The organism is Mycobacterium sp., assembly GCF_035653355.1.
In the GTDB taxonomy this organism is placed as follows: Bacteria; Actinomycetota; Actinomycetes; order Mycobacteriales; family Mycobacteriaceae; genus Mycobacterium.
Genome location: NZ_DASRBZ010000543.1, coordinates 1 through 13,765, shown reverse-complemented (window position 1 = coordinate 13,765; position 13,765 = coordinate 1). Strand labels below are relative to the sequence as shown.

The following is a 13,765-nucleotide window of genomic DNA, read 5'->3' as shown; positions in this document are numbered from 1 at the left end:
GCTCCTGCCTGCTCCCGAGCGGCCGCAAGCTCGGGGGAGGCCGCAAATTTGCGGGCTTTGCCGAGGTCATGCATGTCCATGACGACGATGACGGTGCTCGGATGCTCGGCGTCGGCAAAGGTCCCCGTCACCACCAAGCCGTGTTGACGACGCACGGCGTCCAACTCGGGGTTACTGAACACGTTGTTCCACTGATCGATGCTGGCGACTCTCTGCTTGACGAGCATGACTCCAGCCACAATGACGCCTCCCATTCAGCAGCCGATCGGCCCGCAATGTCTACGATTGTAGACATCATCCGCATATTCTGTCTACAGCCGTAGACAAATGGTGGAGGCAGCATGGCGCGACAAGTCGGCGACGACAAACCCGAACCCAACTCGCCGCGGCGTCGCAACGCCGCGGCTACCCGCGAACGACTCTTAGAGGCAGCCCGAGAACAGTTTCTGCAACACGGATACCGCGGCACGTCGTTGCGGGTGATCGCGGCGCAAGCCGGCGTGGACGTGATGCTTATTCGACGCTACTTCGGCTCCAAGCAGCAGCTCTTCACCGAAGCCACCGATGTCTCATATAACGTGCCCGCCGCCCGCAGCGCCGCCGACAACGAAGTCGGACATGTATTGATCGAGCGAGTGCTCCAAGCCCGTCGCGATGTCGACGCCCCGCTCTTCGCACTGCTGCGCTCCAGCGGAGACCCCGAGGTCGTCGCACGCCTCAACCAGCAGATCGAAACCGGCCTTACCCGCAACCTGTCCGCACGCATCACGGCTGACCTACCGCGCCTTAGAGCCGACATGGTCGCAGCTCTATTGCTGGGCATCGGTGTGCTGCGGGTCCTGCTCGACAAAGAGCCCATCGCCACCGCCAATGACCGCGACATCGCCGCTATCTTCACCGAGGCATTCGATAGCCTGACCAAGCTGCGTCAAAAGCCGAACCGGTCTGGAGCGACGTAAAGCTTCCGGTCGTCCGACCGTCAGCTCGGAGTCACGCTCTTGCCTTTGGCGTCGCGAAGCCCCATCCAGAACCGCGCGGCCTCGCGGATGGATTCCTCCACCGGCCTTGGCTGCCAGCCCAATTCGCGAACCGCCTTGCTGTGGTCGACATGCGCCTCGGCGCGCATCATCCGAACCGACTGCAGGCTCAGTTCGGCGTCTTTACCGGTGAGCCTGGCCTTCAGGCTGCCCATGGCCCCCAGCAGGTAGAGCACCGGCACCGAGATCGACCGCCGCGGCGGCGGTACACCGGCTTCGTCGGCCGCAATTCGCACGACCTCCTTCAGCGGCATCATCCGTTCGGAGACGATGTAGCGTTCGCCGTTGTGTCCGCGCTCGGCGGCAAGGATCAACGCCCGGGCGGCGTCGTCCACGCCGACGACTTCCAGCTCGATGCCGTCCATCAAAAACGGCAGCTTGCCGAACACCGCGCCGGCGATAAACGCGCCGTGCGGCGTGCGGCCCCAGTCACCGGCACCATAAGTCGTCGAGACGCACATCGCGACCGCCGGCAGCCCTTCCTCGGCGACATAGCGCAACACCAAATCCTCGGCCTGGACGCGGGATTGGACATACGGGGTGAGTCCGCGGCGGCGGATCTGGTCGTCTTCGTTGGCGACGCGACCACGGCGCCGGCCCACGGTCGCGTAGGTGCTGGTGAAGACGAACCTGTGCAGCTTGGCCTCTTTAGCGACGTCGAGGACGTTGCGCAACCCTTCGACGTTGGTGCGAAACAGCGGCGACGGGTCGCGCAGCCACGCTCGGGTATCGACGACGCAGTAGTAGACGTCGTCGCAGCCGTCCATCGCTGCGCGCAGCGTGGCGGTGTCGAAGACATCACCCTCGAAGCGGGTGACGGGCAGGTCGTCGATGCTGCGAGTGTTGGCAGTGGGCCGCACCATTGCCCGGACGTCGGCGCCGTCGGCGACGAGCTGGCGGGTCACATGGGAACCCAAAAAGCCGTTGGCGCCGATGACGAGTTTGGGTGCGGTACTCATGCGCGCCGCTCCTCCTCATCGCTTCGCTCTGCATCGTCGCCGGCGCGACTCATTTGCCACCTCCGTATTGGCGCATCCAGCGTGCGGCGTCCTCGTCGAGCGTGCCGAGCTCTTGCGCTTTCTTGCACCATTTCATCGCCGCGCGCGCGAAGCGCAGTGGGTTGTAGATGTCTTCTTGACGACGCCACAAACCATCGCCGGCGTAGGTGAGGATCGAGATGTTGGTCGCGCTGATCACGGTGCCGTCGCCGGGGTCGACCATGGGATTATCCAGTTCGCAGATGACCCGGCCGGTGAGCTCGTCGATGACCGACCACAACGATGGGAATGCGACCATGTGGCTACCCGGAAACGTCGTCATCGTCTTGCGAATCCAGACCAGCACCTCGTCGCGGCCTTTCATGGTGCCCGCCGCGTGCTCGACGTATTCGACGTCCGGTGTGTACTGCTGAACCCAAGGGTCCCAATCCCGCGTTTCGGCGGCCCGGGCCACGGTCTGCTCGTATGCGTTGAAGGCGTCAGACAGTTCGGCGCGACTGAAGCGCTGAGTCGTCACGTCAAAACTAGAACACGTTCTACCTCCGTTTGTCGAGCACTTCCTATGCTCGGATGGAGGAGGCTGAACCATGACGAATATGAAGAAGGCGATTCTGGCGGGCGGCTGCTTCTGGGGCATGCAGGACCTGTTCCGCAAGCAGCCCGGCGTGGTGTCCACCCGCGTCGGCTACACCGGCGGGCAAAACGCTCATCCCACCTACCGCAATCACCCCGGGCACGCTGAGGCGATCGAGATCATCTACGACCCAGACCGCATCGACTTCCGCGCCCTGCTGGAGTTCTTCTTCCAGATCCATGACCCGACGACCAAGAACCGGCAGGGCAACGACGTCGGCACCAGCTATCGCTCCGCGATCTTCTACCTCGACGACGAGCAGAAGCGGGTCGCGCTGGACACCATCGCCGACGTCGACGCATCTGGACTGTGGCCCGGCAAGGTGGTGACCGAGGTCAGCCCGGCCGGCGAGTTCTGGGAGGCGGAGCCCGAGCATCAGGACTACCTGGAGCGCTACCCCAACGGGTACACCTGCCACTACCCGCGGCCGAATTGGAAACTGCCGCGACGGGCGCGCGTTTAGCCCTGCGACAACCCCGGATCTCCCAACCTGAAAGCGGTGCGCATCGCTTTGACGGCGTCCTCCTGGCCGTCGAATTTCCACCGCCGCAGCGCTGCCTTACGCTCAGCGGCTGTACGCCCAAGACGCGCGGTGATCAGATCCGCCGCGCTTGCTGTGACGGTGACCGCTGGAGAACCCTGGGGAGCGGTGAGACCGTCCTTGGCCACTCCGAAATCGAAACGGCGCCCATCGATTTCGACCCGATAAGAAGCGGACAGCTCCCCGAGGCTGGCAGGGTCGATGCCGAGGAGGATTCCGGAAAGAAAGCCGTTCAGCGGCGTGAGCGCACTGTCGGCGGGTTCGAGCAGATCCAATCCAAAGGTGGCGATCGCCTGAATCACGGGCGGTACCTTGCGCCAGCCCGTCTCGCTGAGGGTGTACACGGTGCGGGCGATCGGCGGCGGTAGTTCGGTGCGGTCGACCAAGCCGGCGTCTTCTAGTTCGCGCAACCGGTCAGCGAGCAGGTTGGTGGCGATCCCGGGAAGCGCCGCCCGCAAGTCGGCGTAGCGACGGGCGCCTCCGATGAGCTCCCGCAAGATCAGCAGCGTCCACCGGTCGCCGAGGACGTCGAGCCCGCGCGCTATCGGGCAGTTCTGGTTATAGCTCTTCCTTCCCGCCACACCAGCCACTCTACCATCCAGACAGACCAGTCAATCTTCCACTTGATTTATTTGTCTATGCAGTTTACTGTCCTTCCCATGCGTACTTACCTCCGTCAAACCGTGTTCAGCGGCCATCCCGTCGCCGCACTTGCCGTAATCTGCCTGAGCGTCTTTGTCATCAGCGTCGACGCCACCATCGTCAACGTCGCCCTGCCCACGCTCTCGCGTGACCTCAACGCCGACACCGCGCAGCTGCAATGGATTGTCGACGCCTACACCCTCGTCATGGCCGGCCTACTGCTCTCAGCGGGCAGCCTCAGCGACCGCTACGGCCGACGCGGATGGCTCAGTGGCGGGCTTGCCGCATTCGCACTCACCTCCGCCGTGGCCGCGCAGGTGAATTCGGCGGACGCCCTGATCGCGGCGCGCGCCGCGATGGGGGTAGGCGCCGCAGTGATCTTCCCGACCACGCTTGGCCTCATCACGAACATCTTCACCGAGCCCGTACCGCGGGCCAAAGCGATCGGCGTGTGGGCGGCGATGGTCGGCGTCGGCGTCGCCGCCGGACCGATGACCGGCGGCTGGCTGCTTGAGCACTTCTCCTGGGGATCAATATTTCTCGTGAATGTGCCGGTTGCAGCGGCGGCCATCCTCGGTGGCATCCTCTTTGTTCCGACCTCACGCGATCCGTCCGCCCCGAAGGTCGACATGCCCGGCCTGATCCTGTCCGCCGTCGGGGTGACCGCGTTGGTCTACACCGTCATCGAGGCGCCCAACTGGGGCTGGACCAGCGCACGTGCCGCGACGGGCTTCGGCATCGCCACGGTTGTCCTCGCCGCTTTTGCTTTGTGGGAACGACGCAGCTCGCATCCGATGCTCGATGTGTCGGTGTTCGCCAACCGCCGATTCTCGGGCGGGAGCCTCGCGGTGACGGCGGGCTTCCTCACCCTGTTCGGCTTCATCTTCGTCATCACCCAGTACTTCCAATTCATCAAGAGCTACAGCGCGTTCGAAACTGGTGTGCGGTTACTGCCGGTCGCTATTTCGATCGCGGTCGCCAGCGTCGTCGGCCCGCGGATGGTAGAGCGTATCGGTACCACAGCGGTGGTTTCCGCGGGCCTCGCGATCTTCGCGGCCGGGCTAGCATGGGCGTCGACTGCCGACGCGGTCACGCCCTACACGGTGATCGCCGCGCAGATGGTGTTACTCGGCGGCGGCCTCGGCCTGACTACCGCGCCGGCCACCGAGGCGATTATGGGATCGCTGTCCGCCGATAAGGCCGGTGTCGGTTCGGCCGTCAACGACACCACGCGCGAACTGGGCGGCACCCTCGGCGTCGCGATCGTGGGAAGCGTGTTCGCGTCCGTGTACTCCGGCCGCATCGGCTCCGCACCGGCGCTCGGGGCGCTTCCGGGGAACGCCCGGTCAACGATGGAACACTCAATGGCCGCCGCGTATAAGGTCATTGGACAACTTCCCGCTGGCCGAGTTGCCGACGTTCGCGATGCCGTCAACCACGCCTTCCTCGACGGCATGCAGGTCGGCTCACTGGTGTGTGCCGCTATCGCTTTGGCCGCCGCAGTCGTCGTCGCGGGACTGCTGCCCGCGCGGGCACGCCGATCCGCACCCGAGTTCGGCGAGCAATCCGAACCGGCTCAGGCCGCCGCGTAAGGAATCGATATGCAACACAAAGACGTCCCAAATATGCCGCTCGGCAACCTAGCAAAGGAAATCTGATGACAAACACTCGCGTGCTAGTAACCGGCGCCACGGGCAGGATCGGCAGCGCGGTCGCCGCCCAACTGTTGGAGAAGGGCGTACCCACGAGGGCTATGGTGCGCCGCAGCGATGCGCGCAGTGCCCGTTTGCGGGCCATGGGCGCTGAAGTCGTCGTCGCCGACATGTTTGACGTCCAGCAGGTTCAGGCCGCTCTGGACGGCGTCGACCGGCTGTATTTCAATCCCCCGTACCACCCGCATGCGCTCGACAGTGCGGTTGCCTTCGCCGTGGCTGCGCGGCGCTCAGGCGTGAAAGCAGTTGTGGCGTTGGGCCAATGGCTGGCCAGCCCTGAGCATCCCTCTTTGATGACCCGGCATGCCTGGCTGACAGACAGGCTGTTCGAACTGCTGCCGGACACCGCCCACGTCGCGGTTGACCCCGGGTACTTCGCCGACAACTACCTGCAGCTTGTCCCACTGGCCGCCCAGCTCGGTGTGTTGCCCGTGCCGACTGGGGCCGGCCGTAATGCGCCCCCCTCCAACGAAGACATCGCGCGCGTCGCGGTGGGCGCGTTGCTTGACCCCCAACGCCATGACGGCCGGGCCTATCGTCCGACCGGGCCGACAATGTTGTCCGGAGCCGACATTGCCGAAGCGGTGGGTGAAGCGTTGGGCCGCCGCGTGCGTCACATCGACATTCCTAACTGGATGTTCATGCGCGCCGTCCGCGTCAACGCCAAGCGACTCGGGGCGGATCTGTTCTTCGAGTCGAGTTTGCGCCACTACCTGCCCGAGTACGCGCTGGGAACGTGGGAAGTCGGCGGCCCGACAACTCACGTCCGCGATGTCGCCGGCGTTGAACCCGAAGACTTCCTGACAATCGCACGCCGCTACGTCACCGGCCCGGACTCCCGGCGTACTGCCGGCAATTTCATCGGCCGGTTATGGGAGTTCTTATTGGTCGCGATCGTGCCGATGCACCGTCTCGACAGCTTTGACCGACGACAGCAGCACCCCCAGCCCGAGCATCCTCGGCTTTCGGGACAATCCGCGGTCTGGCGAAACGAGCACCCTGCATCGGCCGTCCAGACCCAGCATCAGTTCGGGGCAATGCAGGCCCATCCGGCATCCGCCTAGCCGCATGGTGCGGAACCCCCCTTTTCCCCCAATCCTTCCCGAGGAAGCAGAGATGTATAGCACCCAAATCCCCACCCAGTACTCGACCGGCGTATCCCGGCGCAATATCGAGCAGGCGCTCGTTGCCGCCGGCAAGGAGCTCGACCACCTCGCGCCAGCAGACCTGTGGATGCTGGAAGACTTCCACACCATGGGTCGCCTTGCCACGAGCCAACTGGTCGACATGTTGGGAATAACACCCGAAGAGGCAGTGCTCGACGCAGGTACCGGGATTGGCGGTACGGCTCGATACGTCGCCGACCACTGCGGCTGCATGGTCAGCGCCGTGGATCTGACCGAGGACTACTGCGAAACAGCCGACTGGCTCAACCGACTTGTCGGGTTGGACAAGCAGATTGCCGTTCGGCAAGCAGACGTTACCGAACTGCCTTTTTTCGACCGCACCTTCCAGGTCGTCTTCAGTCAACACGTGCAGATGAACGTGGCCGACAAGTCGCGCCTCTACCGGGAAGCCCGCCGGGTACTCGCGGCCGGAGGCCGGCTTGCCATCTGGGATATCGCGGCCGGCGACGGCGGGGAACTCGACTACCCGCTGCCGTGGGCCGACCAACCCGGCGTCAGCCACCTGGCCACTGCCGACCGGTTACACGCGCTCATCGAATCCTCGGGGTTCACGATCGAGCACTGGAATGATCTGACCGATCAGGCGAGCGCAACGATGCAGGCGCTGCTGACGCTGCCTCCGAGCCCACTTGGATTGCACGCCTTCGTCCCTGACTTTGCGCGGAAAGCCCAGAACCTCACGCGGGCCCTTGCCGATGGGCGGCTTCGAGCCATCCAAGGCATCGCACGAGCAACTACCGCCGGGCGATAACGATTATCGGCTATGTCCGCGTAGCTGATACAGGCCTCGCGTGGTGGCAACGGTTTTGCCGTCGGCGTCGGTCACCACCGCCGCCAGCGTGAAGTCCGCCTTTCCGCGCTCTGCGGCTTCTGCCTCGATACGTGCGATGGTCTCCTCGTCGAGGCTGGCTTCGGCGCGTAACTGCGATCGCGCCATACCGACGAACTGTATGTCGACACTTTTGACCAACGGAAAGTACTTGGCGCTGTCGAAGGTGCTCAGTGCGATGACGCCGCCCAGGATTTCGGCCACGGTGAACTGCACGCCGGCGTAGACCACGCCGAAGTGGTTGCCGTTGCCTTCGGCGGGCACGGTGGCGGCGGCGTACCCGCGGCGCGCCTCAACGACTCGGACCCCCATCTGGTGGGCGGTCGGGATGGTGGATGGCATTGCGCCGTTCATCATGTCGACAAGGTGGGCGGCGTCAGGGGCGGCACTCATAGCGGGCATCCTAATCGGGTGCTACCACTTCAACGTCGGTGCACGACGATACGGCCGCCACGCTTGGGTGTGAAGGCGACGCCGCGTGCGTGCCATTTTTCATCCGGAGCCGTCGAAGTTTCAATAACGAAGTGACGCAACACGGTTCGCAGCACGACGTCCATCTCCATGTTGGCGAATGCCGCGCCGACGCAGCGTCGGGTGCCGCCGCCGAACGGGATCCAGGCGAAGGTGGGTGGCTTGGTGCCGATGTAACGCTGCGGGTCGAAACGCTCTGGATCGGGGAACACCTCAGCGTCATCGTGTATCTGGGCAATGCTGACGACGATCGAATACCCGTGGGGAATAACCCACTCACCTAGCTGGTAAGCCGGCGCGCAGACGTGGCGACCAGCGAAATCGATGACGGTCCTGTTGCGCTGCACCTCTAAGATGGCCGCTTGGCGCAGTTCATTGTTGTCCGTCTGGGCTTCGTCGGCCAGTTGCGCGAGCACATCGGGATGTCGGCTCAGCCGTTCGAATGCCCATGCCAGCGTGGCTGCGGTGGTTTCGTGACCGGCGGCCAGCAGCGTCAACAACTCGTCTCCAATGTCCTTGCGGGACATGGGTGAACCGTCTTCATACGTGCTGCGCAGCATCAATGAGAGGATGTCAGCGCGGTCCTCGAAGGTCGGGTCCGCCCGCTCGTCCTCGATTAGCTTGTCGAGGACGGCGTCATACTGTCGCCGCCACTCGGCCAGCCGGCCCCAGGGACTATGACGACCGTACGTCCGTGAGGGTTTGGGGAATGCCGCCAGTCGGGATCCCAGCGTGACCCACGGTGGGATGATGCGCCGAAGCTCGTCGAGTTCGGCACCGCAGGCGCCGAAGACCGCCCGCAGGATCACGTTGAGCGTGATCCGCATCGTCGAGGGCAGCGTCGGAAACGCTTGGCCCTCGGGCCAGCCGGCAATCTCACGCAGTGTCTCTTCTTCGAAGATGCTCTCGTAGTTCTTGATGCTCTTTCCGTGGAAAGGCGGGGCAAGCAGTCGTCGCCGGCGCCGGTGGTCGTCACCGTCGAGCGCGAACACCGATCCGGATCCCAGCAGCCGGCTCAGGTTGGGCTGGATGTTGCCGAGTTCCTCCGGACTGGTGGTGAAAACCTGCTTGGCCAGCTGAGGATCCGCGACCGCCACGGTGCGCCCCCAAACGGGCAGGGTGAAGGTGAACACGTTGCCGTATCGGGGCACCAGTTGACGCATGGTCCACCGCCGCGACAGCGAGAACGCGACTCCCAGCGCTGGTTTCGGGACCGGGACCGCCGGTGGCAACCTGAGCGCAGTCGGCGCTGCGGCGGATTTGGCGTCGACGCTCGCTGCTTCCCTCATGGCGCTCCGCTCCAACGCTTACGTGGTACCGCGGTGTACCACAGTCTATTCGGGTACGGTACCTGGTGGTACCAGGTTCTGGCAAGGGTCTACCGGAAAGGGGCGCGGACGTGACAGCGGTGGCTGACGACGCGGCTCCGGTCGACGCCGACCCGTTTCGACGGCGGCTGCTCGACGGCCTCGCCGCCTCGATCGGCGAGCGGGGCTACCGGGCCACCACGGTCGCCGATATCGTTCGGCACGCGCGTACCTCCAAGCGCACCTTCTACGACCAGTTCCCCAGCAAGGAACAGTGCTTTTTGGAACTGCTACGCGCCGATACCGAACAGCTCAGCGAGGAGATCCGGGCGGCGGTCGATCCCGAAGCCGATTGGCAGCACCAGATCCGTCAGGCGGTCGAGGCGTATGTCGGCAGCATCGAGTCTCGGCCGGCCATCACGTTGAGCTGGATCCGGGAGCTTCCTTCCCTTGGCGCCGCCGCGCGCCCCGTGCAGCGTCGGGGATTAGAGCTGTTGACCAACCTGCTGGTCGATCTGAGCGGCAGTCCGGGCTTTCGGCGGGCCGGCCTGCCGGCGCTGACACCGCCGTTGGCGGTGATCTTGTTGGGCGGTCTGCGAGAGCTCACCGCGCTCGCCGTCGAAGACGGTCACGACATCCGCCAGATCATCGAACCCGCCGTCGATGCGTCGGTGGCCTTGCTGGGCCCGCGGCAGTAAAGCGGCGATCACGTTTCGAGGAACTTGCGGAGTCGGTCGAGCACCAATTCGGGGCGTTGTTCGACGATCCAGTGGCCGACGCCGTCTACCAGCTCCAGCTCGAAATCGCTTATGCGCTCGGCATATCCGCGCAGCAGATCAGGCGTGATCACCGGATCGCCCGTGCCATGCAGCCAGCGAACCGGCACCTCGACTCGTGCATGGTCGTATTCGCCGCGCAGCCAGCGCAATGCTTCGGTGGTTTGAAAGCTGCGGTACCAGCGCGACCCGGCGACCGCATGCCCAGGCTCGCGCATGCATTCCGCGTAGAGCTGCAGGTCATCGTCGGGCAGGGTGAACCCCGCGCCCACCCATGACACCAGCATGCGGGAATAGCGTGACTTGGGATGCGCGATCACGCGAGGACCGATGATAGGCAGAGAGATCGGGATCTGGTACCAGAACCGCCACAAGTGTCGGATCGTCCTCAGGTTGCGAGAAGTCCACGGCCCCACCGTGTTCAGCCCGAAAAACCCGCTGACCTTCGCCGGGTGGCGCAGCATCATGATGAAGGCGACCGGACCGCCCCAGTCGTGGGCGACCAGCTTCAGCGGCCCTATACCCAGCCGGTCCATAACGGCCGCTAAGTCGTCGGCCATATCGTTCTTGAGATAACGCGAACGCGGCGCCGAACTCCAGCCCGCGCCGCGCAGGTCCGGGCACAGCACCCGATAGCCGTCGGTGGCGAGCGGGCCGATCAACCCGTGCCACTGCCACCAGTTCTGCGGAAAACCGTGCACCAGCATCACCGCCGGCCCGTCGGCGGGACCGGCGTCGGCGACATGAATCGTTACGCCACCATTCAAGTCGATAAAGCGGTGCTCGACACCGTCTAACTCCGGCAAATTGACCATGAGCTGACAACGTAGTCGAATTCAGTCACCGCCGAGCACGAAGTCGACGCGCTGCGCGCAGATGTCAGCCAGATCAACACCATCCATCGCAAGCTTGGTGTTCAACCGGACCAGCGCGACCGCAAGCAGCAGCGCCGATGTCACGTCGCTGAACCGCATATGGGTCAGCCGATGGCCCGTCAACCGCTGGTAGCGGTCGATCGTTTCGTCGCGGCTCGGCGTGCCGGGCGCCGGCGCGTGACCCTCGTAAGGGCTGGAGATCCAGTCGGTCATCAGCATCCACGCGACGTCTCCGCCCGGATCACCCAGATAGGCGATCTCCCAGTCGAGCGCTGCGACCGGCGTGTAGTCGTGCCGGTAGAGCACGTTGGACATCCGGCTGTCGCCCCAGCACAACGTGACCCGCTCCGGGATGTACAGGTGCGCGTCGAGCCAATCAAGCGCACGCGCGAACACGGGATGCAGCGGCGCCTCACCGCTTGCCCAATTCAGCGCGTAGCGAAGGAAGTTCGCCAGCCGCTGCGGGGGTGTGCTGCCGAACTGCGACAGCGCCAGGAAGCCCAATCGGTAGCGATCCGGGTCGACGGCGTGGACCTTCGCGATGATGTCCAGGCAACCGTTCCACAGCGCCGCGCGGCCTTCGTCGTCGGCCTCGGCGAAGATCCCGCACTGGTGATATGGCGGGTAGTCGCTGACGGTGACGACGTCGTCTATGCGGTCCATCACGAAGTATGGCGTGCCAAGCGCGTCGCCGTCGGCGTCGATCCACCGCACAGTCGGCACTGGGACCGGTGAGTCGGCCAGCCGCTGCATCGTCAGAAACTGCCTGCGCAAGTCGTAGTCGGGCAGCACCGCGTACTCAGGCGGGCGGCGAAACACCAGGCCCAGTGACGAGCCGCTCACCCCGAGGAGGTCGAAGAGGAACGTCTCGGTGGAAAACCCGCCCTCGGCTCGTCTCCAGTTGGCGATCCGCGCCGAGTCGGCGCCTGGAATCTTTTTGCGCATTATGGGTTCCAGCGCCGTCGGTAGTTCCTCGGCGGTCAGTCGGGGCACGGTTACCAGCCTGCGTACCCGTAGCGGGGGTAGGCGCCCATAAAGACCATTTCGACGAGGCCGTGTCCGACCTTGCCGTCCATTCGGACTTCGCACAATGTTTCGCTGAGCATGCTCACCGGTCTGATCACGTCCAGATCGCCGGTGTCGACCGTGAAGCCGTCGATGAAATCTGTTCCGCGCCAGTAGCCGGAGGCATACCCGTTGACCTCCATGTAGCCCGCGAGCCCGGGCCAGAAGTCACATAGCGGAGTGACGTCGATGGTGCTGATGCGGCGGTCACCGCGATGCACGGTGAACGTGCCGGAGCGGATGACGCGCAGCTCGTCGCGGAACTTCAGGTCGTGTTCGACGTCGATGACCTTGCCGGGTTCACGGCCGCTGTCGAGCGGATACAGCAGGTCTCCCTCGAACTGCCACCGTTCGCCGGTGCTGGTCTCGCGCTGCGCGAAATGCACCAGCTCGTCGTCGAATTGGAAGATTCCCATGTAATACAACACGCCGTCGGGGATTTCGGCGGGCTGCAATTCCGCGCCTTCGGGCAGGCTGCCGCCGCCCGGTCCGTGCCGCACGCCCCAGGAGTGGTCGCGGCCGAACCACCACCGCCGCGGGTCGATCTCGATGCGCTCTCCCCCGATCTGGATCCAGCCTTCCAGTTCCCCGTTTTGGTAGAAGCGCCGCGCGTCCTCGAGCACCCGGCCCCGGCTGCGGTGAAACGCCGGCGTCTGCTCGTACACCGGGAACTGGCCCCGCAACCGCAGATCCAAGCTGAGCCCGTAGTCGTTCGGCCCGAGCGTGGCTCGCACGCACTTAAGCGGTTCTTCGATTGCGTAGGTGAACGGCCCCACCGTGTAGGCGCCCAACGCTCCGGTGTCGGGCCGCAGTTCGGTCGACATCCGCACCACCGTGGTTTGGCCGCCACGTCGGGTCACCATCGCGTAGGCGTCGGTCACGTTGCGGTTGGGGTAGCGGGCCAGGCCCGTCATCACGTTGATGTCGCCGGACTTGTCGAAGCCGTACATCACAATGCGTTCAGTCCACCGCAGATCGCTCTGTGATACGTGGTCGAAAGTGGTCGTGAGCTGGTGGCACAGCAGCTCGTCGTGGGGCGTCAACATGGCCAATTACGTTATAGTACGCCACGTAATAAAACTAGGGTAGTTTTGCGGTGTGGAATCCGTGGCCGTAGCACCTGGTCGCCCGCGTGATCCGCAGAAGGATCGCGATGTGCTGGCCGCGACCCGGCAGTTGCTGGTCGAGGTCGGCTATCAGCAGACGACGATCGCCGCGGTGGCCCGGCGCGCCGGGGTCGGCGCGCCGACCATCTACCGTCGCTGGCCTCGCCGAGAAGCGCTGATCGAAGACGCCGCATTCGGTCATGCGCAGCCTGCACCGCTGCCGCGCGCGACCGGGGATCTGCGCGCCGACGTGCGAGCGTGGGTGGAGGCTTTCCTGGTCCAGTTGGCCGACCCGGTGACCCGGGCGGCGATTCCCGGTCTGCTGGTGGCGTATCACCGCGACGAGACGCTGTATGAGCGCCTTGTGTCGCGCAGCGAAGAGGATGTTCGCGCCCAGCTCGTCGACCTGCTGGCCGCTGACGGGCTCGAGGGGCGCGCCGATGCGGTATTCGACTTCATGGTCGCCTCCATCGCCATCCGGGCGCTGACGGTCGGGCTTCGCGACGCGCAGAGCTTCTGTGACCGGACCGCGGAAGCCCTTACCGCGCTGGCGTATTCGCCGTGGCAGCCCGATCCTGACGGCGG

At 64.8% G+C, this 13,765-nt stretch carries 16 protein-coding genes; 7 read left to right on the top strand and 9 right to left on the bottom strand.

Annotated features, from left to right (window positions below; translation table 11 throughout):
* A partial coding sequence (locus VFA16_RS18650; protein WP_324969241.1) for a hypothetical protein occupies nt 1–239 on the bottom strand: 239 nt, incomplete at its 3' end.
* Nucleotides 240–341: 102 nt separating this feature from the next.
* On the opposite strand from VFA16_RS18650, the gene VFA16_RS18645 reads away from it, so the two are divergent.
* Nucleotides 342–959: a TetR/AcrR family transcriptional regulator gene (locus tag VFA16_RS18645; RefSeq protein ID WP_324969240.1), complete on the top strand. Its 618-nt coding sequence runs from the start codon at nt 342–344 to the stop codon at nt 957–959.
* Nucleotides 960–979: 20 nt separating this feature from the next.
* Here the strand turns inward: VFA16_RS18645 and VFA16_RS18640 are convergent, their stop codons facing one another.
* Together VFA16_RS18640 and VFA16_RS18635 are read right to left on the bottom strand one after the other, a co-directional pair.
* Nucleotides 980–1,996, bottom strand: coding sequence for an NAD-dependent epimerase/dehydratase family protein (locus tag VFA16_RS18640; RefSeq protein WP_324969239.1), 1,017 nt, complete (start codon nt 1,994–1,996; stop codon nt 980–982).
* 49 nt (nt 1,997–2,045) lie between these two features.
* Nucleotides 2,046–2,552 (bottom strand): nuclear transport factor 2 family protein, encoded by a 507-nt coding sequence (locus VFA16_RS18635; RefSeq protein ID WP_324969238.1) that lies wholly within the window; start codon nt 2,550–2,552, stop codon nt 2,046–2,048.
* A 70-nt stretch (nt 2,553–2,622) separates the two neighbouring features.
* On the opposite strand from VFA16_RS18635, the gene msrA reads away from it, so the two are divergent.
* Nucleotides 2,623–3,132, top strand: coding sequence for a peptide-methionine (S)-S-oxide reductase MsrA (gene msrA, locus VFA16_RS18630; protein ID WP_324969237.1), 510 nt, complete (start codon nt 2,623–2,625; stop codon nt 3,130–3,132).
* Here msrA and VFA16_RS18625 read toward each other — a convergent pair.
* A complete protein-coding gene (locus tag VFA16_RS18625; RefSeq protein WP_324969236.1) occupies nt 3,129–3,791 on the bottom strand; it encodes a helix-turn-helix domain-containing protein in 663 nt (220 codons plus the stop codon). The genes msrA and VFA16_RS18625 overlap by 4 nt on opposite strands.
* A gap of 78 nt (nt 3,792–3,869) precedes the next feature.
* Between VFA16_RS18625 and VFA16_RS18620 the strand changes: the two genes are divergently transcribed.
* The 3 genes from VFA16_RS18620 to VFA16_RS18610 all read left to right on the top strand — a co-directional run bounded on the left by VFA16_RS18620 (nt 3,870) and on the right by VFA16_RS18610 (nt 7,502).
* Entirely contained in the window at nt 3,870–5,444 is a 1,575-nt protein-coding gene (locus tag VFA16_RS18620) for an MFS transporter (protein WP_324969235.1), read from the top strand.
* 65 nt (nt 5,445–5,509) lie between these two features.
* Nucleotides 5,510–6,628: an NmrA family NAD(P)-binding protein gene (locus VFA16_RS18615; RefSeq protein ID WP_324969234.1), complete on the top strand. Its 1,119-nt coding sequence runs from the start codon at nt 5,510–5,512 to the stop codon at nt 6,626–6,628.
* 52 nt (nt 6,629–6,680) lie between these two features.
* Entirely contained in the window at nt 6,681–7,502 is an 822-nt protein-coding gene (locus VFA16_RS18610) for a class I SAM-dependent methyltransferase (protein ID WP_324969233.1), read from the top strand.
* A gap of 3 nt (nt 7,503–7,505) precedes the next feature.
* On the opposite strand, the gene VFA16_RS18605 is transcribed toward VFA16_RS18610, so the two are convergent.
* A complete protein-coding gene (locus VFA16_RS18605) occupies nt 7,506–7,973 on the bottom strand; it encodes a PaaI family thioesterase (RefSeq protein ID WP_324969232.1) in 468 nt (155 codons plus the stop codon).
* Between the two features lie 29 nt (nt 7,974–8,002).
* A complete protein-coding gene (locus tag VFA16_RS18600; protein ID WP_324969231.1) occupies nt 8,003–9,340 on the bottom strand; it encodes a cytochrome P450 in 1,338 nt (445 codons plus the stop codon).
* Nucleotides 9,341–9,450: 110 nt separating this feature from the next.
* Between VFA16_RS18600 and VFA16_RS18595 the strand changes: the two genes are divergently transcribed.
* Nucleotides 9,451–10,056 carry a TetR/AcrR family transcriptional regulator gene (locus VFA16_RS18595; protein ID WP_324969230.1) on the top strand — a complete coding sequence of 202 codons (606 nt, stop codon included), beginning with the start codon at nt 9,451–9,453 and terminating at the stop codon, nt 10,054–10,056.
* 8 nt (nt 10,057–10,064) lie between these two features.
* Here VFA16_RS18595 and VFA16_RS18590 read toward each other — a convergent pair whose 3' ends face one another.
* From VFA16_RS18590 to VFA16_RS18580, 3 genes are read right to left on the bottom strand one after another with little or no spacing between them, the layout of a single operon-like run.
* Complete coding sequence (locus VFA16_RS18590) at nt 10,065–10,949, bottom strand: alpha/beta hydrolase (protein ID WP_324969229.1); 885 nt, start codon at nt 10,947–10,949, stop codon at nt 10,065–10,067.
* Between the two features lie 21 nt (nt 10,950–10,970).
* Nucleotides 10,971–12,002 carry a phosphotransferase family protein gene (locus tag VFA16_RS18585; RefSeq protein ID WP_324969228.1) on the bottom strand — a complete coding sequence of 344 codons (1,032 nt, stop codon included), beginning with the start codon at nt 12,000–12,002 and terminating at the stop codon, nt 10,971–10,973.
* Between the two features lie 2 nt (nt 12,003–12,004).
* The gene (locus tag VFA16_RS18580) at nt 12,005–13,120 is read right to left on the bottom strand and encodes a hypothetical protein (protein WP_324969227.1); all 1,116 of its coding nucleotides are present in this window, start codon (nt 13,118–13,120) and stop codon (nt 12,005–12,007) included.
* 61 nt (nt 13,121–13,181) lie between these two features.
* On the opposite strand from VFA16_RS18580, the gene VFA16_RS18575 reads away from it, so the two are divergent.
* The coding region (locus VFA16_RS18575) for a TetR/AcrR family transcriptional regulator (RefSeq protein WP_414687758.1) at nt 13,182–13,765 on the top strand (584 nt) is incomplete at its 3' end.

Coding starts and splice junctions, on each gene's coding strand:
- VFA16_RS18620 (WP_324969235.1), top strand. CDS start 3,870: ATGCGTACTTACCTCCGTCAAACCGTGTTCAGCGGCCATCCCGTCGCC.
- VFA16_RS18605 (WP_324969232.1), bottom strand. CDS start 7,973: ATGAGTGCCGCCCCTGACGCCGCCCACCTTGTCGACATGATGAACGGC.
- VFA16_RS18580 (WP_324969227.1), bottom strand. CDS start 13,120: ATGTTGACGCCCCACGACGAGCTGCTGTGCCACCAGCTCACGACCACT.
- VFA16_RS18640 (WP_324969239.1), bottom strand. CDS start 1,996: ATGAGTACCGCACCCAAACTCGTCATCGGCGCCAACGGCTTTTTGGGT.
- VFA16_RS18610 (WP_324969233.1), top strand. CDS start 6,681: ATGTATAGCACCCAAATCCCCACCCAGTACTCGACCGGCGTATCCCGG.
- VFA16_RS18645 (WP_324969240.1), top strand. CDS start 342: ATGGCGCGACAAGTCGGCGACGACAAACCCGAACCCAACTCGCCGCGG.
- msrA (WP_324969237.1), top strand. CDS start 2,623: ATGACGAATATGAAGAAGGCGATTCTGGCGGGCGGCTGCTTCTGGGGC.
- VFA16_RS18600 (WP_324969231.1), bottom strand. CDS start 9,340: ATGAGGGAAGCAGCGAGCGTCGACGCCAAATCCGCCGCAGCGCCGACT.
- VFA16_RS18590 (WP_324969229.1), bottom strand. CDS start 10,949: ATGGTCAATTTGCCGGAGTTAGACGGTGTCGAGCACCGCTTTATCGAC.
- VFA16_RS18615 (WP_324969234.1), top strand. CDS start 5,510: ATGACAAACACTCGCGTGCTAGTAACCGGCGCCACGGGCAGGATCGGC.